This window comes from Paenibacillus sp. GbtcB18 (assembly GCF_019091125.1).
GTDB lineage: Bacteria > Bacillota > Bacilli > Paenibacillales > NBRC-103111 > Paenibacillus_F > Paenibacillus_F chitinolyticus.
The window spans coordinates 92,848-113,843 of the sequence record NZ_JAGXJX010000001.1; the positions used below are offsets into that span (position 1 = coordinate 92,848).

At 54.7% G+C, this 20,996-nt stretch carries 23 protein-coding genes; 17 read left to right on the forward strand and 6 right to left on the reverse strand.

Translation table 11 applies throughout. The annotated features are described in order from the left end of the window. Positions 1–202: 202 nt before the first annotated feature. From KVT34_RS00425 to KVT34_RS00455, 7 genes are all read left to right on the forward strand, one after another. Positions 203–616, forward strand: a complete 414-nt coding sequence (locus KVT34_RS00425) for a Fur family transcriptional regulator (RefSeq protein WP_042228674.1) — start codon at positions 203–205, stop codon at positions 614–616. Further along, positions 613–852, forward strand: a complete 240-nt coding sequence (gene yidD, locus KVT34_RS00430) for a membrane protein insertion efficiency factor YidD (protein ID WP_217556129.1) — start codon at positions 613–615, stop codon at positions 850–852. The genes KVT34_RS00425 and yidD overlap by 4 nt, the downstream gene beginning before the upstream one ends. Before the next feature lie 453 nt (positions 853–1,305). After that, on the forward strand, positions 1,306–3,324 hold the full coding sequence (gene metG, locus KVT34_RS00435; protein WP_217556131.1) for a methionine--tRNA ligase: 2,019 nt from the start codon (positions 1,306–1,308) through the stop codon (positions 3,322–3,324). 213 nt (positions 3,325–3,537) lie between these two features. Then, positions 3,538–4,494 carry a metal ABC transporter substrate-binding protein gene (locus KVT34_RS00440; protein WP_217556132.1) on the forward strand — a complete coding sequence of 319 codons (957 nt, stop codon included), beginning with the start codon at positions 3,538–3,540 and terminating at the stop codon, positions 4,492–4,494. Positions 4,495–4,561: 67 nt separating this feature from the next. Beyond that, the gene (locus KVT34_RS00445; protein ID WP_217556133.1) at positions 4,562–5,335 is read left to right on the forward strand and encodes a metal ABC transporter ATP-binding protein; all 774 of its coding nucleotides are present in this window, start codon (positions 4,562–4,564) and stop codon (positions 5,333–5,335) included. Positions 5,336–5,386: 51 nt separating this feature from the next. Then, positions 5,387–6,190: a metal ABC transporter permease gene (locus tag KVT34_RS00450; protein ID WP_217556134.1), complete on the forward strand. Its 804-nt coding sequence runs from the start codon at positions 5,387–5,389 to the stop codon at positions 6,188–6,190. A gap of 34 nt (positions 6,191–6,224) precedes the next feature. Further along, the gene (locus tag KVT34_RS00455) at positions 6,225–6,938 is read left to right on the forward strand and encodes a cytochrome c biogenesis CcdA family protein (protein ID WP_103995243.1); all 714 of its coding nucleotides are present in this window, start codon (positions 6,225–6,227) and stop codon (positions 6,936–6,938) included. A gap of 23 nt (positions 6,939–6,961) precedes the next feature. Here KVT34_RS00455 and splB read toward each other — a convergent pair whose 3' ends face one another. Then, positions 6,962–8,020 (reverse strand): spore photoproduct lyase, encoded by a 1,059-nt coding sequence (gene splB / locus KVT34_RS00460; protein ID WP_217556135.1) that lies wholly within the window; start codon positions 8,018–8,020, stop codon positions 6,962–6,964. A 203-nt stretch (positions 8,021–8,223) separates the two neighbouring features. Here splB and mntR point away from each other — a divergent pair, with 203 nt between their 5' ends. After that, a complete protein-coding gene (mntR, locus tag KVT34_RS00465) occupies positions 8,224–8,658 on the forward strand; it encodes a transcriptional regulator MntR (protein ID WP_217556136.1) in 435 nt (144 codons plus the stop codon). Between the two features lie 119 nt (positions 8,659–8,777). Next, positions 8,778–9,743 carry a patatin-like phospholipase family protein gene (locus KVT34_RS00470; protein ID WP_217556137.1) on the forward strand — a complete coding sequence of 322 codons (966 nt, stop codon included), beginning with the start codon at positions 8,778–8,780 and terminating at the stop codon, positions 9,741–9,743. Positions 9,744–9,927: 184 nt separating this feature from the next. Here the strand turns inward: KVT34_RS00470 and KVT34_RS00475 are convergent, their stop codons facing one another. Further along, on the reverse strand, positions 9,928–10,215 hold the full coding sequence (locus tag KVT34_RS00475; protein WP_217556138.1) for a hypothetical protein: 288 nt from the start codon (positions 10,213–10,215) through the stop codon (positions 9,928–9,930). Next, complete coding sequence (locus KVT34_RS00480) at positions 10,212–11,162, reverse strand: DUF1385 domain-containing protein (protein WP_217556140.1); 951 nt, start codon at positions 11,160–11,162, stop codon at positions 10,212–10,214. Before KVT34_RS00480 ends, KVT34_RS00475 begins: the two co-directional genes overlap by 4 nt. 159 nt (positions 11,163–11,321) lie before the next feature. Here KVT34_RS00480 and KVT34_RS00485 point away from each other — a divergent pair, with 159 nt between their 5' ends. From KVT34_RS00485 to KVT34_RS00520, 8 genes are all read left to right on the forward strand, one after another. Then, positions 11,322–11,879: a YqhR family membrane protein gene (locus KVT34_RS00485; protein WP_217556141.1), complete on the forward strand. Its 558-nt coding sequence runs from the start codon at positions 11,322–11,324 to the stop codon at positions 11,877–11,879. A 94-nt stretch (positions 11,880–11,973) separates the two neighbouring features. After that, positions 11,974–12,417: a type II 3-dehydroquinate dehydratase gene (gene aroQ, locus KVT34_RS00490; protein ID WP_217556142.1), complete on the forward strand. Its 444-nt coding sequence runs from the start codon at positions 11,974–11,976 to the stop codon at positions 12,415–12,417. 4 nt (positions 12,418–12,421) lie between these two features. Next, a complete protein-coding gene (locus KVT34_RS00495; RefSeq protein WP_217556143.1) occupies positions 12,422–13,492 on the forward strand; it encodes a M24 family metallopeptidase in 1,071 nt (356 codons plus the stop codon). Between the two features lie 26 nt (positions 13,493–13,518). Beyond that, positions 13,519–14,076: an elongation factor P gene (gene efp / locus KVT34_RS00500; protein WP_042228653.1), complete on the forward strand. Its 558-nt coding sequence runs from the start codon at positions 13,519–13,521 to the stop codon at positions 14,074–14,076. A 225-nt stretch (positions 14,077–14,301) separates the two neighbouring features. Continuing rightward, entirely contained in the window at positions 14,302–15,333 is a 1,032-nt protein-coding gene (locus KVT34_RS00505; RefSeq protein ID WP_217556144.1) for an ABC transporter substrate-binding protein, read from the forward strand. A 59-nt stretch (positions 15,334–15,392) separates the two neighbouring features. After that, positions 15,393–16,316: an ABC transporter permease gene (locus KVT34_RS00510; protein ID WP_217556145.1), complete on the forward strand. Its 924-nt coding sequence runs from the start codon at positions 15,393–15,395 to the stop codon at positions 16,314–16,316. Next, positions 16,303–17,097, forward strand: a complete 795-nt coding sequence (locus KVT34_RS00515) for an ABC transporter ATP-binding protein (RefSeq protein ID WP_217556146.1) — start codon at positions 16,303–16,305, stop codon at positions 17,095–17,097. Before KVT34_RS00510 ends, KVT34_RS00515 begins: the two co-directional genes overlap by 14 nt. A 203-nt stretch (positions 17,098–17,300) precedes the next feature. Further along, positions 17,301–18,557, forward strand: coding sequence for an aspartate kinase (locus KVT34_RS00520; RefSeq protein WP_217556148.1), 1,257 nt, complete (start codon positions 17,301–17,303; stop codon positions 18,555–18,557). A 166-nt stretch (positions 18,558–18,723) separates the two neighbouring features. Here KVT34_RS00520 and KVT34_RS00525 read toward each other — a convergent pair whose 3' ends face one another. From KVT34_RS00525 to comA, 3 genes are all read right to left on the reverse strand, one after another. Continuing rightward, complete coding sequence (locus KVT34_RS00525) at positions 18,724–19,188, reverse strand: DUF441 domain-containing protein (protein ID WP_217556149.1); 465 nt, start codon at positions 19,186–19,188, stop codon at positions 18,724–18,726. A 212-nt stretch (positions 19,189–19,400) separates the two neighbouring features. Further along, positions 19,401–20,138 carry a 2-phosphosulfolactate phosphatase gene (locus KVT34_RS00530; protein WP_217556150.1) on the reverse strand — a complete coding sequence of 246 codons (738 nt, stop codon included), beginning with the start codon at positions 20,136–20,138 and terminating at the stop codon, positions 19,401–19,403. Beyond that, positions 20,128–20,973 carry a phosphosulfolactate synthase gene (comA, locus tag KVT34_RS00535; RefSeq protein ID WP_217556151.1) on the reverse strand — a complete coding sequence of 282 codons (846 nt, stop codon included), beginning with the start codon at positions 20,971–20,973 and terminating at the stop codon, positions 20,128–20,130. Before comA ends, KVT34_RS00530 begins: the two co-directional genes overlap by 11 nt. Between the last annotated feature and the right edge of the window lie 23 nt (positions 20,974–20,996).

The following is a 20,996-nucleotide window of genomic DNA, read 5'->3' on the forward strand; positions in this document are numbered from 1 at the left end:
TCTGAACGGAGCGTCCTGTCCGCCGCAAGGGTTTCGGAGCGAAGCGTACAGGCGAGCGCAGCAGCAAGGCCGGTATTAGCGACCTGAGAGGGCGTATCCGCTTCGGCGGCCTATAAGCGGGACCTTCGGCCTGCTCCCTTATTGACGCTGCTGTCCTTATAAGGCATTATTAAGAGATATGATGCAGCTTGGAGGGACCGCAGTGAAAGCCGAAGAAATTATACAGGCCATGGCCGAACAAGGGATGCGGATAACCGATCAAAGACGCACGCTGGCGGAATTGTTCGCCAAGTCCGAAGGGTATGTGACACCGAAAGCCGTGTATGAAATCATGGGAAAAACATACGGCGGCCTCAGTTTTGATACGGTCTACCGCAATTTGAGAATCATGCACGACATGGGCGTCCTGGAACAGTTTGTTTTCGAAGACGGGATTAAATTCCGTGCGCGCTGTTCGGAAATGGACCACCATCATCATTTGATCTGCCTTCAGTGCGAGAAAACGATCCCGTTCGTCTTTTGTCCGATGGATGAGGTAAAGGGATTGCCGGATGATTTCAAGGCGGTCAAACATAAATTCGAAATTTACGGGTACTGCAAGGATTGCCAGAAATGAAAAAGGTGCTCCAGGCACCCATTCATGCCTACCGTAAATACGTGTCTCCGCTCAAACCGCCTACCTGCCGGTTCTATCCGACCTGTTCCCAGTATGCGCTGGAGGCGATAGAGCGGCACGGGCCGTTATACGGATCGTGGCTGGCGGCCAAACGGATATGCCGCTGCCATCCTTTTCACCCGGGCGGGGTAGATCCGGTTCCGCCGCCGCGGGAAGAGGGGCGAAATACCGCTTGACACAATTTGCGGGATTCGCTATATTGTTGGTTAAACCTGCCTTTTCGCGGGAACAATGGAACTAGAACTAAATAATCATCACTATATGAATAGACATGTTCGATGAACGGATGAGTACGGGAGGAAGCTGCTGCAGAGAGCCGGGTCAGGTGAAAGCCGGTGCAGTCGGAACCCCGGAGTATGGTCCCGGAGAACATGCCTTCGAGCGGTCCCGATGAGGAAGGAAGTTTCTTCCGCGGCCGGGGCGTAAGGGGGCATCGCTTGTCCGGCGTTAACGGACGGAGCCGCCGGGAAACCGGCGGCTGCCGAGCTTCGCCCTCGCAAGAGGCGGAGGAATCTGGGTGGTACCGCGTGAGCACAGCTCTCGTCCCTTTGTTGGACGGGGGCTTTTTGCGATTTACGGCTTCCGCGTCTCGTTTGTATAGAACATTACGAAGAAAGAGGATGGGTAACATGGACAACAACCGCAAAACCTTTTATTTGACGACACCGATTTATTATCCCAGCGACAAGCTTCATATCGGGCATGCTTACACGACGGTGGCGGGAGACGCGATGGCACGCTACAAGCGCCTTCGCGGCTACGATGTCATGTATTTGACGGGCACGGACGAGCACGGTCAGAAAATCGAGCGGAAAGCGAAGGAAAAGGGGCAGACTCCCCAGGCGTTCGTGGATGAAATCGTCGACGGCATTAAATCCTTGTGGAGCCGGCTCGATATTTCCTACGACGATTTTATCCGCACAACGGACCAGCGGCATAAGGACGCCGTCCAGAAAATTTTCGACCGTCTGACTCAGCAGGGTGACATTTACCTGGATACTTACGAAGGCTGGTACTGTACGCCGTGCGAATCTTTTTTCCTGGAAAATAAGCTGGTCGACGGCAAATGCCCGGACTGCGGCCGCCCCGTTGAATGGGTGAAAGAAGAAAGCTACTTCTTCCGGATGAGCAAATATGCCGACAGGCTGCTTCAATATTACGAGGAAAACCCGGAGTTCATCCAGCCGGAATCCCGCAAGAACGAAATGATCAACAACTTCATCAAGCCGGGGCTGGAAGATCTCGCCGTTTCGCGGACGACGTTCGACTGGGGCATCAAAGTGCCCGGCAATCCGAAGCATGTCATCTACGTCTGGATCGACGCGCTGACGAATTATATTACGGCCCTCGGCTACGGCAGCGAAGATCCGTCCAAGTATGATCGCTACTGGCCGGCAGACGTCCATCTGGTGGGCAAGGAGATTGTCCGCTTCCACACCATTTACTGGCCGATCATGCTGATGGCCCTGGATCTGCCTCTGCCGAAAAAAGTGTTCGCGCACGGCTGGCTTCTCATGAAGGACGGCAAAATGTCGAAATCCAAAGGCAACGTCGTAGATCCGGTCACCCTGATCGAACATTTCGGCCTCGATGCGCTGCGCTATTACCTGCTGCGCGAAGTCCCTTTCGGATCGGACGGCACCTTTACGCCCGAGGCGTTTGTCGAACGGATCAACTACGATCTCGCCAACGACCTGGGGAATCTGCTTAACAGAACCTTGGCGATGCTCGGCAAATATTTCGACGGCGTCGTTCCGGACTTCCAGCCGGGAGTTACGGCTTTCGACAAGGAACTGATCGCAACGGCGAAGGAGACAGTTGAAACCGTAGAAGCACAGATGGAGAAAATGGAGTTCTCTACTGCTTTGTCGGCCATCTGGGCGCTTGTCAGACGCGCCAACAAATACATCGACGAGACGCAGCCGTGGGCTCTGGCCAAAGACGACGTGAACCACGGCACGCTGGGCTCCGTCATGTACGCCCTGTTCGAGACGCAGCGTATCGTCAGCGTGCTCCTGCAGCCATTCCTGACCCGTACGCCTGCGAAGATCTGGGAGCAGCTCGGCATCCAGGCCGGAGCGCTTACCGCGTGGGACAGCGCCCACACGTTCGGCCTGCTGCCTTCCGGCACCAAAACGGCCAAAGGCGACCCGCTCTTCCCGCGCCTGGATATGGCGGAAGAGGTCGCCTTCATCGCGGCCGCAATGAACGGCGGCCAGGCGCCGGCCGGTGAAGCCGCAGCCGAGCCTGTCTCCGCGGCAGCCGAACCGGCTCCGGCCGCGAAGACCCCGGCGGAGGATGCCAAGCCCGCGCCGGAAGCGAAGCCCGAAATCGGCATCGACGATTTCGCGAAGGTGGAGCTGCGCGTGGCGCAGGTCACGGCGGCAGAGCCCGTCAAGGGCGCCGACAAGCTGCTTCAGCTCCAGCTGGACCTCGGCTACGAGCAGCGGCAGGTCGTTTCCGGCATCGCGAAGTACTACAAGCCGGAGGAGCTTGTCGGACGCAAAGTCATCTGCGTGACGAACCTGAAGCCGGTGAAGCTTCGCGGCGTGCAGTCGCAGGGGATGATCCTGGCGGCTTCCGAAGGCGACGGACTGACGCTGGCAACCGTGCCGGATTCGATGCCGAACGGCGCCATCGTGAAATAACCCCCTTTCCCGACCCGGAAAAAATGCGGACATCTTTCGCGTTTTTCCGGGTTTTGACATGCGGAGAGGAGAATTTTTGTCAATTAATCGTAATGTTTATGATTAGTATTGACAGAAGGCGGGGCGGGTCCGTATAATCAGCAAGTAAATAAAAATAATTACGATTTACACAGCTTGATTATGGTGACAGGCTGCCGAAAGGAGTTATTTTCTATGAAAAGAAGGCGTATACTTACAGGGTTGACACTCGCGATATCTCTACTGCTGGCAGGCTGCGGAGGCGGCCAGAAGTCGGCGGTCGCGGAAGATAAAATCAATATTACGACGAGCTTTTATCCGCTTTACGATTTTGCGGTCAAGGTGGGGGGCTCCCATGTGAACGTCATCAACCTGGTGCCGGCGGGAGTGGAGCCTCATGATTGGACACCGAAAGGCCGGGACATCAAAAACATCAGCGATTCCCAGATGTTCCTCTACCAAGGAGCGGGTTTTGAAGGCTGGGTGGACGACTTCCTCAAAAGCTTGAAGGACAGTAAGGTAAAACCGGTCGTAGCGAGCACGGGAGTCGAGCTTCTTAAAGCCGGGGAAGAGGCGCACGATCACGACCACGGCAAGGATGAACACAGCCATACCGGAGAGGCAGGCAAAGATACGGACCCTCACGCATGGCTGAGTCCCAAGAACGCCAAAAAAATGTCCGAGAACATCAAAAACGCACTCGTTGAAATCGACCCGACGCACAAGAGCGACTATGAAGCGAACTATTCGGCTTACGCGGCCAAACTGGATGCTCTGGATAAGCAGTACAAGGACAGCCTCACCGGGCTGCCGAAGAAAGAAATTGCCGTGTCCCACCAGGCATTCGCCTATTTGTGCCATGACTACGGGCTGACTCAGATGGCCATTATGGGCCTTTCCCCGGATGCCGAGCCGACCGCTCAGGATATGAAGAAAATGAGAGAGTACATCGGGGAGCACGGGATCAAATATATCTTCTTCGAAGAACTGGTATCGGACAAACTGGCGAAAACGCTGGCCAAAGACGCGAAGGTCGAAACGCTCGTACTGAATCCGCTGGAAGGGTTGACCGAAGAACAGGTAAAGCAAGGCAAAGACTATATTTCCGTGATGGAAGAAAATTTGAAAAATTTGACGAAAGCTTTACAATAGAAGTGACTCATCAGTTGAAGCGACAGAAGCGAAAGCCGCCCGGCGGCGAAGGGAGCAGAAGAACGGAATGGAGACATGGAAACCGGACGGCTGCCATAACAAAATCGTGGAATTTAGCGGCATTTCCTTCTCATACGGAAGCAAGCCGGTTATAACGGATTTAAATTTTGATGTTCTTGAAAGAGATTTTGTAGGACTGATCGGTTCTAACGGAGCGGGGAAAACAACGCTTCTGAGGATGCTGGTCGGTCTGCATAAACCTACGGGAGGCGATATCCGCTTGTTCGGACAGCCGATCCGGCAGTTTCGGGATTGGGAGCGCATCGGATACGTACCGCAGAAGAATTCGCTCAATCCGCTGTTTCCGGCAACTGTCCGTGAGGTGGTTATGTCGGGGCTTTACACGAAAAAGAAGCTGTACAAGCGCCTGACCAAAGAGGATATGCGACGGTGTGACGATGCCATGGAAGCGATGCGCATCGAAGATTTGGCGAAACGCAGAATCGGGGAATTATCGGGCGGACAGCAGCAGAGGGTGTTTCTTGCGCGTGCCATCGCCAACAACCCCGAGCTGCTCATTCTGGATGAGCCGACGGTGGGAATCGATGCGGAAAGCCAGGCGGTCTTCTTTAACATGATCCGCCATATGCATCAGCATCACCACATGACCTTTATCATGGTGTCTCATGACCGGGAAATGATGAGGTCCTATCTCGGTTCGGAGCCGCAGACGCAGAGCGGGGGACTGAAGTTTTTCGTAAAACATACGCACGAACCCGAGAATTGCGAAGAGACCGACCTGACGCATTCTACGGTCAGAGAGCTTCAAACAAGTCAATAAAGGCATGCCGCCTGTTGACAGTGGATTAAGAGGAAGTAAGGGGCGAGCAGCTTGGATATTTTTACGGAACCGTTTTTTGTAAGAGCACTTATCGGAGGCATCTTGATCGGGCTGACCGCCCCGTTGATGGGTGTCTTTCTAGTGCTGCGGAGGCTTTCGATGATCGGGGATACTCTTGCGCATGTTTCAATCGCGGGGGTGGCGCTGGGATTTCTTCTCGGCGTGTATCCGATCGGCATGGGGCTTCTTTTTGCGCTTCTGGCATCGTTCGCAATCGAAAAGCTTCGCAAGGCGTACAAAACGTATGCGGAGCTGTCGATCGCGATTATCATGTCCGGCGGGGTGGCGCTGGCTACGCTGTTGTTTACGCTGGGCAAAGGGTATAATATTAATGTGATGAGCTATTTCTTCGGCAGCATCTACACACTCGATTCCAGCGACCTGTGGGTCGTTTTCGGCGTGTGCATTCTTGTGCTCGCCGTCATTGCCCTGCATTTTAAGGAATTGTTCCTCATGTTCTTCGATGAGGAGGCGGCTGGAGTAAGCGGGCTGCCACTGAAAGTGTACAACATCATGATCACGATGCTGACGGCGCTGGTTATCTCCGTATCCATCAAGATTGTGGGCGCGCTGCTTGTATCCGCGCTGCTTACGATTCCGGTCGCCTGCAGCCTTCTTGCGGCGAAGAGCTTCCGGCATTCGGTCGTGCTGTCCGTCCTCATATCGGAGATCGGTGTTGTCGCGGGACTGGCCTTGGCGGCGTGGTACGATTTTGCGCCGGGAGCGACCATCGTTCTTTCCTTGATCGTCGTCCTCATGGTTCAGTTGGTTTGGAAAACGGTCCGCCGCGCTTAAAAACGGCGGCCCAAAGCAGGAGGAATGCTTACACATGCAGCATGTTAATGTTTGGCTCGCTTTCTGGGCCGGGTTCGCCTCGTTTATTTCGCCGTGCTGTCTGCCGCTGTATCCTTCGTACTTGTCTTACATCACCGGGATTTCGGTCAGCGAGCTTAAATCGGGGCAGACGAAAGGCGCGGCCAGACTGCAGACGATGGCCCATACGCTTGCATTCATTCTCGGATTTTCAATCATTTTTTACAGCCTCGGGCTCGCGGCCAGCTCCGTCTCGGAGTTTTTTGTAACGAACCGGGATCTGCTCAGACAAATCGCGGCTCTGCTCATCCTGGTGATGGGATTGTTCCTGCTGGGAATTTTCCAGCCGAAGTGGATGATGAGAGAGCGCAAGCTTCAGCTTAAATGGAAACCTGCGGGCTATCTCGGATCGGTCCTGATCGGAATCGGTTTCGCCGCCGGCTGGTCGCCTTGCATCGGTCCGATTTTGTCGTCCATGCTTGTGATGGCCGCCGCCGAACCGGATTCGTGGCTTCCGCTGATCAGCGCTTATTCGCTCGGTTTTGCGATCCCTTTTTTCGTCCTGTCCTTTTTCATCGGATCTACCAAATGGATTTTGCGCTACTCCGCCACGATTATGAAAATAGGGGGAGGCGTTATGATTGTATTCGCCATTTTGCTGTACACCAATCAGATGTACAAAATCACCATTTGGCTGAACAACATAACGCCCCAATGGCTGCAGTTTTAAGATGATCTTTGGCAGACCGGGGATCAGGTAAAATATTCGATTTTGGCGTTCGGGAACTTATCGAAAATCTGCTCCGTAATAAATTCGCGCAGAGCCGTCGCCTGCTCATCGGGATATACATACTTGCCGCGTCCGTAGCGGCCCCATTTATACTTGCGCTTCGCCTCGTCCATCTCCAGCTTGGATTTGGGATAGCGGCGTTCGATCACGTTCTTCGCCGTCTTCGTGAAACGGTGCTGGATCAGCTCGAATGTCAAATCGTCGAGCGCTTCCGGAGGCAGGGCGTCATGGAGCTTGACGATCAGCTCCTCATAGCCCTTTTCCCAGCCGTCGTGCCAAATAATCGGGGCGATGATGAAGCCGAGCGGATAACCCGCGCGGGCCACTTTGCCGGCCGCCTCGATGCGTTCATGAAACGCCGAGGTGGCCGGCTCGAAGTTTTTAATGACATAGTCGGCGTTTACGCTGAAGCGGAATCGGGTATGCTTGTTATGCTTCGCGTCAAGCAGAGGTTCGACATGGTGGTATTTCGTAACGAAACGAAGACGGCCGAGCGGCTCTTTTGCCATAAATTCGATATATTCTTTAAGGGAGCCGGTAATATGCTCCAAACCGACGGGATCGGAGGTGCAGGCCGCTTCGAACCGCGTAATTTCGGGGGCTCTTTCTTCGATATACTGCTTGGCGGCTTGGAGAATATCGTCGGTATTGACGTATACCCGCACATAAGGCTTGCTGCCCAAAGTCGTCTGAAGATAGCAGTAATGACAATGTCCCATACAGCCTGTCGCAATCGGCATGGCATATTCGGCGGATGGCTTGGACGTATCGAACTTCAGCGTTTTCCGGATTCCCACCACAAGCGTCCGCTTCGCGATCCGGTACTTCTCCAGCTCGGTTTCGCCCGGTAAATTTGTAATCCGGTTGTGGGAAGTCGTCATGTGGATGGGCAGGCCTTTGCTTTGAGCCCACTCCAGGATACGTTTGCCCTTGGGATACAGGAGGGCATCCGGTTCGAAATAAACGAGCTCGGGCACGAACAACGCGGTGCTTCTGGTACGGGTCATCTGTTCAGTAGCCATGGCGTGCTCCTTTAAGACGGGAAGTAACGGAACAGTCCTTCCGTTCGGCTATAGTCTGCACCCGGGACAACGCTCGTAACCGTGGGAAAAGTTCGCGGAAATGGCCGCGGCGCCTTCAGTTAACTTGCTTTATTAGTTAATAAACGGTATTATACTAAAGCAAATAAGCAACTAAATTTTAGCAAAAGCAGGGGGAACTCGGGATGGCGACGCCCAGTATGGAAGATTATTTGGAACGGATCTACAAACTGATCGACGAGAAAGGCTACGCCCGTGTGTCCGACATTGCCGAAGGCCTTGAAGTGCATCCTTCTTCCGTGACGAAGATGATCCAGAAACTGGATAAAGATAAATATCTGGTATATGAGAAATACCGCGGACTCGTTCTGACTTCAAAAGGCAAAAAAATGGGCAAGCGGCTGGTGGACAGACATGCCTTGCTGGAACAATTTTTGACCGTAATCGGTGTTCAGGAAGAAAATATTTACCGCGATGTGGAAGGAATCGAGCATCATCTGAGCTGGGATTCCATTACCTGCATCGAAACGCTGATTGAATATTTAAACCGGGATCCAGCCAGGCTGGAAGAGCTCCGCAACATAAGGACGGAGCTGGACAACAGCTCGGAATCCGAATAAGACAGGAACGTTTGCCGATCTAAGATGGCGGACGTTTTTTCGTTTTTTACTGTGAAAATCACGTCTAGGAACGTCCGTTGCCGCATACATACCTAGGGAAGGTGTGCGGAGGTGGCGGAATGAAAATCAACGCGGTATTCGAAGGCGGCGGTGTCAAAGGAATCGCGCTTGCAGGGGCGGTCAGCTCGGCGCTGGATAACGGATTCGAGTTTCACGATGTCGCGGGAACCTCGTCGGGTTCAATCGTGGCGGCTTTTCTCGCGGCGGGATATACGGGGGAAGAAATCAAACGGCTCATTATCGAAACCCCCTTTCACAAATTTTTAAAGCGCTCTCCCATTTTCGATACGGGAATTGTGGGGTCGGCCGCCAGGCTGATTTGGAAAAAAGGGCTCTATTCCGGTGACGCTCTGGAAGATTGGGTGCGCCAGAAGCTGGAGGTCAAAGGAATCCGGAAGTTCGGCGATCTGCGCAAAAATCAGCTGCGAATCGTGGCTTCGGATATTTCCCAAGGAAAGCTGCTCGTTTTTCCGGACGACGTCGCCCAGTACGGAATCGATCCCGGCCGTTTTTCCATTGCCCGGGCCGTTCGGATGAGCTCTTCGATTCCGTATTTTTTCGATCCCGTGAAAATCCGGAAACCCGCGCGGCAGACCCGGCACGATGAACCGTTCCGCAACCAGTTTGTGTACATTGTGGACGGAGCGATTCTGAGCAACTTCCCGTTGTGGCTTTTCGACGAGCCGGAGCAGCATCCGAGCCGGATTCCGACTCTGGGCTTCTCTCTGGTCGGTAAAATACCGAAACATATTCATAAAATTAACGGGGTTATCTCCATGTTCCAGGCTCTGTTCACGACGATGATGGATGCACACGACACCCGGTACATCGAAGAGAACAACTACTTCCGGACGATCAAAATACCTGCGCTCAACGTAAACTCGACCCAGTTCAACCTGACCCTGGAGGACAGCGAAAACTTGTACGAGGCGGGGTACCGGGCTTCCGACGACTATTTCCGCAAATGGTCCATGCATCTGTATGAGTCCGCTTATGAAAAATACGTTTTGCGCAAGCCGGTATGAGTCGGTGTATGCCGCCGTTTAGGACGGATTCGTCCGGCGTCTGCACGTATCCCGTCAAGCTCACGGTGGGTACTTGCTTGTACCGGTATGCACACCTACCGCAGTTGCCGCGGGGAGCCGCAGTGCACCCGGACAACAAAAAAAAGCGAACCTGCAAAGGTTCGCTTTTTTGGCTTCCGCCTTCTTAGTGGTATCTCGGCGGGTCTTCCGGAGGGTCGGAAGGCTTGCTGCCTTCAATGACCCGGAACTTGGCTTTGCGCTTCCGCTCCGACACCGAGAGCCGGTCCGGTTTGCGGCCCGCGGAGCGTGTTTTGTAAGAAGTACCCTGTCCCTTCCGGGGGGCCATCTTGTACAGGACGAAAATCAGTCCGAGCACCAGGACGGGAATGAGAAACTGGTTTAAGCTGTAGGCAAGTCCGATTAAAGCGAGCGCCGCGATGACGACGGTAGCGGCCGACCAGCGGCGATTCATGCGCTTGCCTTGGACTGGGTAAGCCGGCTTTCGGCTTCACGCATCCGGTTGAATGAGGCGATAGAGACTTCCACCTGATCGTCCGTAGGCTCTTTGGTCGTCAGCTTTTGCAGCCAGAGCCCCGGATAACCGAGGAAACGGAGAACGGGCACTTCACGAAGCGAGTTCGTAAAACGAAGAACTTCGTAAGAGACGCCGATGATGACCGGCAGAAGAACCAGACGCTGTACGATGCGGTCGATCATATTGTCGTAAGTGAAGAACGAGTAAATGATGACCCCGATGATAACGGTAAAGACGATAAAGCTGCTGCCGCAGCGGTAATGAAGCGTGCTGAACTGCTGGACGTTGCGGACGTTCAGCTCGACGCCGGCTTCGTATGCCGAAATGACTTTATGCTCGGCGCCGTGATACTGGAACAGCCGTTTGATCACCGGCGTGAGCGAAATGATGTAAATATAGGACACGAGCAAAACGATCTTGATCAGTCCTTCGATGATGTTGTGCCAGATCTGATGCTGTTCGAAGAACTTGCCGAACATGACATCCTCCAGAACGGCCGGAACGAGAGTGAAGATCACCTTTCCCATCAGGAAAGACAGGACGCCGACTACGGCTACCCCGAGAATCATCGACAGGCTGAATCCCGACTTCTCTTCCTTGGCGGGGGATTTGCCTTCGCCTTCCTCTTCTTCCGCGAAGCTTTCGGCCGAGAAGTTGAGGTGCTGCGCGCCTTTGGCGCTGGATTCGATAATTCCGACGATACCGCGCAGCAGAGGGATTTTCTTCAGTTTGTTGACCCAGCCGATTTCGGTTTTGGGAACTTCAAGAAAATCGATGGTGCGGTCTTTCTTGCGGACCGCGGTGACATGAACATTCCGGCCGGCAAACATGACGCCTTCAATAACGGCTTGTCCGCCGTAAATGCTTGTATTGGATTGTGACACGTTCTATCCACCTTCTCTAAATAGCTGGTTTCTTCTCTATTTTAGCGAATTTTCCAGCAGAATGCCACCGCTTTCTATTTCGGTTAAGAAGCGGGAATTGGTACATACTAGGTTGGACGTAAAGTTACGGAAAATGGACGAGCCGGGAGGAAAAGGAACATGGTTAACCATACGCAGGGAACAGCCGCGGCAGGGAATGGAAATACGGCACGCGGCCAAAGAAAGTCGTTTTCGCAAAACGGAGGAGCGGCCGGAGACGAGAAGAAAACGAACCGGGCTTTTTTCGCCCTGTATCTGGGGCTTTTCGCGGGGATAATCTGGGGAGCCGTTAAAATCATCGAGTACATATTCAAATTTACGAGTATTATTCCCGCCTTTCTGGCCGAACCGTTCTACCGGCACGATTTTCTCCTCACCTGGCAGGGGACACTGGTGGGTTGGCTGTTTTTTATCGTTTTCTCGATTCTCGCGTCTTTCATCTATATGTTCCTGTTCGGGAAAGTAAGAGGGCCTTGGATGGGAGTCGGATACGGAATCGCGTGGTGGTGCCTCCTCTATCTGGCGATCGGCCCCTGGACGGGCATGATGGGCTGGATGTATTTCAGCGACTGGAACACGATCCTGACCGATTTTTGCCTGTTTCTGGTTTGGGGGTTGTTCATCGGCTACTCGATTGCCTTCGAATTTACGGAAGAGCACAGCCGCAAACCCGCTTAGCAAACTACCTTTTCCAAACAACTTATGGTAAAATGGCTACGGTAAAGCGAGAAGCCGGAGCACGTTCGGCCGGTTACGAAGGAGGCGCCTAAGCGTGAATAAAGTGCTGGTCCTGAACGGGCCGAACTTGAATATGCTCGGTATACGGGAGCCGGCCGTTTACGGAAGGATGTCTTTGAAAGACATCGAAACGGCAATGACGGAAATAGCGGGAACGCTGGATCTCCAGCTGACCTTTCACCAGTCCAATCACGAGGGCCAGTTGATCGACTGGATTCACGAAGCCCACGGGACGATGGACGGGATTCTGATCAATCCCGGGGCTTTTACCCATTACAGCTACGCCATTCGCGACGCGATCTCATCCGTCGGACTTCCCGCCGTGGAGGTGCATTTGTCGAACATTCACAAGCGTGAGGAGTTCCGGCACCGTTCCGTTCTGGCCGCCGTGATGGTAGGGCAGATTGCGGGCTTCGGGTCTTTCGGCTACGAGCTCGGATTAAGAGCGCTTCATCAACATTTTGTGGAGGCTAGGTGATATTATGCAGGACAAGCGTCTGGAACGTCTTCGCCGGCAGTTGACCGAGCAGGGAATCCCTGCGGTACTCGTTACGAACCCAATCAATCGCAGATACCTGACGGGCTTTACGGGCAGCGCGGGCATCGTATTGGTAACCGGCGGAAGAGCCGTACTGATTACGGATTTCCGGTATATGGAGCAGGCTCCGAAAGAAGCCGCGGGTTATGAAGTCATCGACCATAAAGGTAAAATCGGACGGACCATTCTGGATATTCTCGGCAAAGAGTCCATCAAGCAGCTCGGATTTGAAGAAAATGACTTGACTTATTCCGCTTATTCCGGCTATACTGGCGATTTGCAAGGGGTTGAATTGATCCCGACGGGCGGTATTGTGGAGAAGCTCAGGATCGTCAAAGACGAGTCCGAGCTGAAAATCATGCAGGAAGCCGCAGATCTGGCGGACCGGACTTTTTCTTACATACTAACGAGATTGAGAACGGGCGTGACCGAGAAGCAGATCGCGCTGGAGATGGAAATTTTCATCCGGGAGAACGGAGGCACATCCTCATCGTTCGACACGATCGTCGCTTCCGGCGAAAGATCGGCTCTTCCGCACGGTGTGGCGAGTGACCGGGTGCTTCAGCCAAACGAATTCGTCAAACTGGATTTCGGCGCCTTGTATAAGGGCTATTGCTCCGACATTACCCGCACCGTCGTGCTGGGTCAGCCCTCGGACAGGCACAAAGAGATTTACGGCATTGTTCTCGAAGCCCAGCTGAACTGTGTCGGCAGCTTGAAGCCGGGCATGACGGGAAGCGAAGGCGACGCGCTGTGCCGCGATATTATTGCGCGCTACGGGTACGGGGACAACTTCGGCCATAGCACGGGACACGGCCTCGGGATGGAAGTCCACGAGCAGCCGCGGCTTGCCAAAGGCTTTGCCGGCGTTCTCGAACCCGGCATGGTCGTAACGGTGGAACCGGGAATTTATATTCCGGGCTTCGGCGGAGTCCGCATCGAGGATGACGTCGTCATCGAGCAGAGCGGCATCCGCCTGCTGACGCATTCCACGAAAGAGCTTATCACCATTTGATTTATTTCCAGGAGGGAACTTGAGACGTGATTTCAGTTAACGATTTCAAAACAGGTTTGACGATTGTAGTAGATAATGATTTATTCAGCGTTATCGATTTCCAGCACGTGAAACCGGGTAAAGGCGCCGCGTTCGTACGCTCCAAGCTGAAGAACCTGCGCAACGGCAACGTTGTGGAGAAAACATTCCGCGCAGGCGAGAACGTGGGCCGCGCTCATATCGAAAACCGCGAAATGCAGTATCTCTATGCGAGCGGTTCCGAATACACGTTCATGGATACGGAAACTTACGACCAGATTTCCCTGGAAGAAGCGCAGTTGAAATGGGAGCTGAACTTCCTCAAAGAAAACATGAACATCCACATCATGAGCTACCAGGGAGAAATCCTCGGGATCAACCTGCCTAACAGCGTTGAGCTCAAAGTGGTTGAAACGGAGCCGGGCGTTAAAGGCAACACGGCTCAAGGCGCAACGAAGAACGCGAAGGTGGAAACCGGCCTGAACGTTCAAGTGCCGCTTTTCATCAACGAAAACGACGTTCTTCTGATCGATACGCGCGAAGGCAAATACATCTCCCGCGCTTAGTTTACAGGCTCGATTTGCCCCTGATTCCCGCCGAGGAACCGGGGGCTTTTTGCGCTTTGGCGAACATCGGGAAAAGGGCACGAAAAATATCGTTTGGGGGATGAAACGTTTTCATTGACGACTTTAGGAGAGCGGGTTATTATAACAATAACGCTTTGCAGGTTTTATGCTTTCATGCGGTAAAACATTAATTCAACCGATGGTTAATTTTAGGGGGAAAACAAAATGAAAATGAAACCGTTCGTTACTCTTATACTGGCGGCTTCTTTGGTCACCGCCGCGGGCTGCGGCAAACAGGCGGCACCGGAATCAAACGGCGGCGGGGCCTCCGCGGCTCCCGAAGGCAAAAAAGTGAAAATCGGCATTATGCAGATCGTCGAGCATCCGTCTCTGGACGCCGCCCGTCAAGGGTTTATCGCCGCACTCAAGGATAACGGCTATGAAGACAAGAAGACGGCCGATATCGACTATCAGAATGCGCAGAACGATATGAACAACAACACTTCGATTGCCCAGAAATTCGCGGCGGACAAAAAAGACCTCGTACTGGGCATTGCGACACCTTCCGCGCTTGCTGCGGCGCAGACCGTCCAGGACGCGCCCGTCCTGTTTACGGCTGTGACGGATCCCGTCGACGCGAAGCTCGTCAAAAGCATCGAGAAGCCGGGCGGCAACGTGACGGGCACTTCGGACCTGGATCCCAAGGCCGTCGACCAACTGACGCAGTTTGTGGGCAAGCAGTTCCCGAACGTGAAGACGGTCGGAATCATAGCGAACGAAGGGGAGCGCAACTCCCAGGTGCAGGTGAAACAGGCGACGGAAGCGTTCGCCAAGCATAATATCAAAGTCGTCAAAGCATCGCCTTCCAACAGCTCCGAGGTGAAGCAGGCGGCGGAATCGCTGATCGGCAAAGCCGACGCGCTGTACGTGCCGCTCGACAACACGGTCGTTTCGGCCTTGAATGCGGTGATCCAGGTCGCGGAGCAGGGCAAGAAGCCCCTGTTCGTAGGCGAGAACGATTCCGTTAAAGCCGGCGGTTTTGCGGGCTACGGTTCCAACTACTACGATTTGGGATATACGACAGGTCTTCAAGCCGTCGAAATTTTGAAAAACGGCAAAAAGCCTGTGGACATTCCGGTCGGATATCCGAAAAAACTCGATCTGGCCATCAATATGAAAGCCGCTAAAAATATGGGCGTTGAAGTCACGGACGCAATGAAAGCGGAAGTGAAAGAAAAGGCCAACCTGTTTGAATAAGATGGGGGCGGCTTCGGATTGCGAAGCCGCCTTATGATTGAACACGAAACGGAGTGAGCATGATGACCATCGACTGGGGAGCGGTCGTGCAGGGATCGTTTGAGCAAGGGCTGCTTTTCGCGATTATGGCGCTTGGCGTATACCTGACCTTCCGCATTTTGGATTTTCCGGATTTGACCGTGGACGGAAGTTTTACGACGGGAGCATCCATCGCGGCGATCATGATTACCAACGGGATATCGCCTCTGCTCGCCACATTGGCTGCATTTGCGGGAGGAGCGGTTGCCGGGCTTATTACCGGTCTTCTGCATACAAAAGGCAAAATCAACGCCCTTTTATCCGGGATTCTCATGATGATCGCCCTGCATTCGATCAATCTGAGAATTATGGGCAAAGCGAACACCTCCTTGTTCGGTAGCGAGGTTCTGATCAGCAAGGAATCGCTGCTGTATATTATGCCGATCATCGTAGTTGCCCTCAAACTGGCCTTGGACTGGTTTCTTCACACGGAGCTGGGACTTGCGCTGCGGGCCACGGGTGACAACAAACGGATGATCCGCAGCTTCGGCGTCAATACCGATAACACGATTATTCTCGGGGTTTCCCTTTCGAACGGACTGGTGGCGTTATCCGGCGCACTGGTCGCCCAATATCTCGGTTTTGCGGATATGCAGATGGGCGTAGGCATGATCGTCGTCGGCCTGGCTTCCGTCATTATCGGGGAGGCGCTTTTCGGGTCTAAAACGATTATCCGGGCCACCCTGGCTGTTGTACTCGGTGCAATCGTCTACCGGTTCGTCGTGGCGATCGCGCTGCAAGTCGGTCTGGAATCGACAGACATGAAGCTGATGACCGCACTAATCGTCATCATCGCGTTAACGCTGCCGAAAATCCAGAGTTCGCTGAAACAGAAGGCGATTATCCGCAAACGGAAAGCGCAACTTGCGGAGAAGAGCGGAGGTGTGGAACATGCTTCACATTGACCGCGCATCGAAAATATTCAATCCGGCTACTCCGGATGAGAAGGTCGCTCTTTCGGAGATTCAACTGCATCTCGCTCCCGGCGATTTCGTCACGGTCATCGGCAGCAACGGGGCCGGAAAATCGACCCTCATGAACCTCATTTCCGGCGTCATGCAGCCTGATTACGGCGTCGTCCGGATTGAGGGCAAAGACATCACATCGCTCTCCGAGCACAAAAGAAGCCGCTGGATCGGCCGTGTTTTCCAGGACCCGATGGCGGGCACGGCACCGACCATGTCCATCCAGGAAAACCTTGCCATGGCGCATGCCCGTGCCGGCAAAAGAGGCTTTGGTCTCGGTGTGACCAAGCAGAAGAAACTCGCGTTCAAGGAACATCTGGAGCGGCTTGGCATCGGTCTGGAAAACCGGCTGAACGCCAAGGTCGGCCTTCTCTCCGGGGGGGAGCGCCAGGCGCTCAGCCTGCTGATGGCGACCTTCACGCAGCCGAATATTCTTCTGCTGGATGAGCATACGGCGGCTCTCGATCCGTCGCGTGCGGAGCTTATTACCCGGCTGACGAAGCAGATCGTGGAGGAGTCCAAGCTCACGACGCTGATGGTGACGCACAACATGGAGCAGGCCATCCGGCTCGGCAACCGGCTGATCATGATGGACAAAGGCCGGATCATCCTCGACATCCCGGCGGCTTCGAAACAGGATCTGACCGTGGAGAAACTGCTTCGGGAATTCGAAAAAATCCGCGGCGAGAAGTTCGTCGACGACCGGGTGGTACTGGGCTGAACGTCAAGGAAAGCGTGTCTGCTTCCGTACAACGGAGCGGGCAAGCTTTCTTTTTTTAGAGACAAACAGCACGGGATTTCCTTCATTTCTTCTAGGGATAAGGGGAAATGTCGGAAAGTGGAGTTTTCCGCTCCCACAATTCCGAACGTTTATGCTATAATGATCTACAATTATTCATTTGCAAGCATAGGGAGTGAACAGGGTTGTCTTTAATTGTGATGAAATTCGGCGGCAGCTCCGTTGGCGATGCCGAACGGATGAAACGCGTGGCCAAGCGGATCGTGGACCGCAAAAGAGAAGGACACCGCTGTGTCGTGGTCGTTTCCGCGATGGGCGACACGACGGACGATCTCATTGATTTGTCCAAACAGTTGTATGACGGCGCTCCGCCGGCAAGAGAGATGGATATGCTGCTTACTACCGGAGAGCAGGTTTCGGTTGCGCTTTTATCGATGGCGATCCAAAACCTGGGCGAACCCGCCGTTTCTTACACCGGCTGGCAGAGCGGCATGATCACGGAAGACCTGCACGGCAAAGCCCGTATCACCGACATTCAGCCGCACCGGATTCACACGGCGCTTGAGAAAGACAACGTCGTGATCGTGGCCGGCTTCCAGGGCATGACCGAAGACGGCGAGATCACGACGCTCGGCCGCGGCGGATCCGATACGACCGCTGTAGCGCTGGCCGCGGCGATTCATGCCGATCTATGCGAAATTTACACAGACGTAGACGGGATCTACACAACCGACCCCCGTGTTGTCAAAAATGCGCGAAAATTGAAAGAAATCTCGTATGACGAGATGCTGGAGCTTGCCAATCTGGGAGCTGCGGTTCTGCACCCCCGTGCAGTGGAATATGCCAAAAATTACAATGTGGCGCTTGTCGTTCGTTCGAGTTTCACTCAAAACGAAGGCACGTATGTCAAGGAGGAAGCGGAGATGGAACAAGGAATTGTCGTAAGAGGCATCGCCTACGATAAAAATATCGCAAGAATCAGCATTCTGGGCGTACCGGACAAACCGGGCCAGCTGGCCAAAGTATTTACGTCCCTGGCGGCTGAGCAGATTGACGTGGATATTATCGTACAAAGCGGCGTGCTGAACGGCCTGGCCGATTTCTCCTTCTCCGTCTCGCTCTCCGACCGCGACAAGGCGCTTCAGACCATCGAAGGCATCCGCGGCGAGATCGGTTTCCGCGAAGTAACCTCCGAAGGCGATCTCGTTAAAATTTCGATCGTCGGCGCAGGAATGGTCAGCACACCGGGAGTGGCGGCCAAAATGTTCGACGAGCTTTCGAAAATCGGCGTCAGCATCAACATGGTGTCCACGTCGGAAATCAAAATTTCCTGCGTGATCGACGGCAAGCAGCTGGCGGAAGCCGTGCAGGCTCTCCATACGGCTTACGGGCTCGACGCCCAGGAGCAGGTATTCGTGGGCGGTCCGCAGGACAGACGTTAATTCGTCGCTTAGGGTCAGGTTAGTCGTCCCGCAACCCCAGCCTTTTAATCCACATGCGAATAACCAAAATAAAACCGGCCTCCCAAGGCCGGCAAGGCGCTGAACTGTCCGAAGACAGTTCGGCGCTTTTTTATTTACAGGCTGCAGAAATCCGGACGTTCGGAACTCAGGAGATCCGGTCGGCGACGAACGTGAATATTTTCAGCAAAACGGCTGTAATGCCTGCCGCCATCAAAGGACCGACGGGAATGCCCCGCATAAAAATAATGCCGAAGATAGAGCCGATCACGAGCCCGACGATTAATTGCGGATCGATTTTTAATAAATCGAGCCCTTTGCCGTTCATGTAAGTGGCGATGGCGCCGCCGGACAAAGCGAGAATGCCGGGCCAAGTCGTAAATACCGTCAAGATATCTTTATACGAAATCCGTTCGCTCGCGAAAGGGACGAGCACGCCCATCGTCAAAAACAGCAGTCCGAGCTCCAACCCTCTTCGTTCGATGGAGGGCAGGTAACGGTCCAGGCTGATCAATTTGACGACGAGCAGGACACAAGCCGCCGTTGTAATGATGGGGGAGCGTCCGATCAGGCCGACAATGATCAGAATTACGAGAAGCAGATCTCCGTTCATGAGAAAACCCCTTGTACCAGTCTCCCTTTATTGTATGAGCGGGGACAAGTTTTAGAACGGGCTTTCCGATACGGAAACGGCCAGGCGGTATGAAGCGCGAAGCACTAGGCTAAGCGTCGATCAGTATGCCATGCGGAAAGCATTATGCGGCAAACGGCCGGAGGCAAGTCCCTAGACGCCGGGACTGTCATCGGGCATTCCGTATCCCGCATTCAGCTGGGAAGATGCACTCTGACCGGCGCCAAGGGGACGAGGATGCCGTCTTTCAGCAGGGGGACGACGTCCGAGGCATTCACGCGGGCTGCGAAGGCGACGTCCGCTTCGCAGCCGATGGAAGCCAGCCTGTGCCCGCTGTCGCATGCCGCCAGCGGCGCTGCGGGATCGTCCGCATGCCGCTCGTAGCAGGCCGCGAGGCTGCGGCCGAGATCGCTGACGTCGGCGGCGCCCCCGCAGAGCCGCTGCAGCGCGGAGACGACGAGCCCGGCGCAGAGGCCGTCCTCGAAGCAGAACGACCCGGCCGTTCCCGCGCAGAGAAGCGCGACGTCGCGCTTCCACCCGGCGGCGGCCGTGGCGCACGCTTCGCCGTTCAGGAGGGCGGCTGCCACGATTCTATCCGCCGGAGCGGCCTTCTGCAGCGCCCGCGTGCCGTTGGTCGTGGTCAGCACGACCCTGCGGCCGCCTACGGCTTCGGGCGTGTACTCCAGCGGCGAGTTACCGAGGTCGAAGCCGGGAATGCGCCGGCAGCGGCGTTCCCCGCCGAGCACATCCCGCTTCCCGCGCAGCATGACCGCCTGCTGGACGGACTCGGCGGCAAGGACGCCGTCGCTGCCGCTTTCCAGCGCGGCAACGATCGTGGTCGTCGCCCGGAGCACGTCGATGACGATAGCGGTCCGTCCGGCCAACAGCTCGCTTCGCACTTCGCTTAGGGAAGGGATGACGTCAATCCGCATGGACTTCGATGCCTTCTTTCCGGGCGTTTTTTCTGAGCCGTTCTCCGAAGTGAAACGTATCGGAGCGCAGGCCGCGGCGCAGCGCTTCCAGGGCGATCACATCGGCCGGAGCGACGTTGCCCAGGTGAACGTCCGGACCCAGCAGCTCCAGCAGGTGAACCTGCTGGTTTTTGAGCGGAGCTTCCCAGAGAAGAATATCGGGGCTGGGAACCGAGCGGAGTACACCGTTCAGCTCCTCGTCTTTACAGGCGCCGTTCTCGTCGAAGATACCGACTCCCATCCCCGATTCCCGGGCTTCGATCGTCACCAGCTCCGCGCCCATTTCCGCATCCCCGGTTACCGTAGCGACCAGCGCCTCCGCTTCTACCGAAGACCCCCAGCATTTTTTGCCGTATTCTGTGATCACCTTGAGCCCGGTCTCGATTCCGCGGACGATCAGCTCGCTGCGGAGGCTGCGGTCCAGCTCGATCGTTCCGTCCGATATTTCGACGCAGGTGAAGCCCAAAGCCGCGACGGTGTCGAAATAAGACGAAATAAGTCCTTCTTGAACCGCCACCTCCAAAAACGTGCCTCCGGGATAGACGTCGATCCCCAAGGCCTTCGCCCGTTCAATCTTGTGCCGGAGCAGCTCCCGCGGATAGAGCGGGGAAGTGCCGAAGCCCAGCTTTATATAGTCCACATGTTCTCCGGCGGCCTGAAGCAAATCGTCGTAAGCGTTCAGGCCGAGGCCTTTATCCATCACCATCGTTTTCCCGAGTGCCCGGGGTTTGCTCTGACGGCACCCTGTCGGATCGGCGAGAGTCGGATGCCACTTTTTGCAAGAAGACTCTTCCATAACGTCCTCACCTCAGTACTTTC

What these genes read in the sequence shown, in the direction of transcription:
- yidD (WP_217556129.1), top strand. Translation starts at nt 613, where the DNA reads ATGAAAAAGGTGCTCCAGGCACCCATTCATGCCTACCGTAAATACGTG.
- metG (WP_217556131.1), top strand. Translation starts at nt 1,306, where the DNA reads ATGGACAACAACCGCAAAACCTTTTATTTGACGACACCGATTTATTAT.
- KVT34_RS00440 (WP_217556132.1), top strand. Translation starts at nt 3,538, where the DNA reads ATGAAAAGAAGGCGTATACTTACAGGGTTGACACTCGCGATATCTCTA.
- KVT34_RS00445 (WP_217556133.1), top strand. Translation starts at nt 4,562, where the DNA reads ATGGAGACATGGAAACCGGACGGCTGCCATAACAAAATCGTGGAATTT.
- KVT34_RS00455 (WP_103995243.1), top strand. Translation starts at nt 6,225, where the DNA reads ATGCAGCATGTTAATGTTTGGCTCGCTTTCTGGGCCGGGTTCGCCTCG.
- splB (WP_217556135.1), bottom strand. Translation starts at nt 8,020, where the DNA reads ATGGCTACTGAACAGATGACCCGTACCAGAAGCACCGCGTTGTTCGTG.
- mntR (WP_217556136.1), top strand. Translation starts at nt 8,224, where the DNA reads ATGGCGACGCCCAGTATGGAAGATTATTTGGAACGGATCTACAAACTG.
- KVT34_RS00470 (WP_217556137.1), top strand. Translation starts at nt 8,778, where the DNA reads ATGAAAATCAACGCGGTATTCGAAGGCGGCGGTGTCAAAGGAATCGCG.
- KVT34_RS00475 (WP_217556138.1), bottom strand. Translation starts at nt 10,215, where the DNA reads ATGAATCGCCGCTGGTCGGCCGCTACCGTCGTCATCGCGGCGCTCGCT.
- KVT34_RS00485 (WP_217556141.1), top strand. Translation starts at nt 11,322, where the DNA reads ATGGTTAACCATACGCAGGGAACAGCCGCGGCAGGGAATGGAAATACG.
- KVT34_RS00495 (WP_217556143.1), top strand. Translation starts at nt 12,422, where the DNA reads ATGCAGGACAAGCGTCTGGAACGTCTTCGCCGGCAGTTGACCGAGCAG.
- KVT34_RS00505 (WP_217556144.1), top strand. Translation starts at nt 14,302, where the DNA reads ATGAAAATGAAACCGTTCGTTACTCTTATACTGGCGGCTTCTTTGGTC.
- KVT34_RS00510 (WP_217556145.1), top strand. Translation starts at nt 15,393, where the DNA reads ATGATGACCATCGACTGGGGAGCGGTCGTGCAGGGATCGTTTGAGCAA.
- KVT34_RS00515 (WP_217556146.1), top strand. Translation starts at nt 16,303, where the DNA reads ATGCTTCACATTGACCGCGCATCGAAAATATTCAATCCGGCTACTCCG.
- KVT34_RS00525 (WP_217556149.1), bottom strand. Translation starts at nt 19,188, where the DNA reads ATGAACGGAGATCTGCTTCTCGTAATTCTGATCATTGTCGGCCTGATC.
- KVT34_RS00530 (WP_217556150.1), bottom strand. Translation starts at nt 20,138, where the DNA reads ATGCGGATTGACGTCATCCCTTCCCTAAGCGAAGTGCGAAGCGAGCTG.
- comA (WP_217556151.1), bottom strand. Translation starts at nt 20,973, where the DNA reads ATGGAAGAGTCTTCTTGCAAAAAGTGGCATCCGACTCTCGCCGATCCG.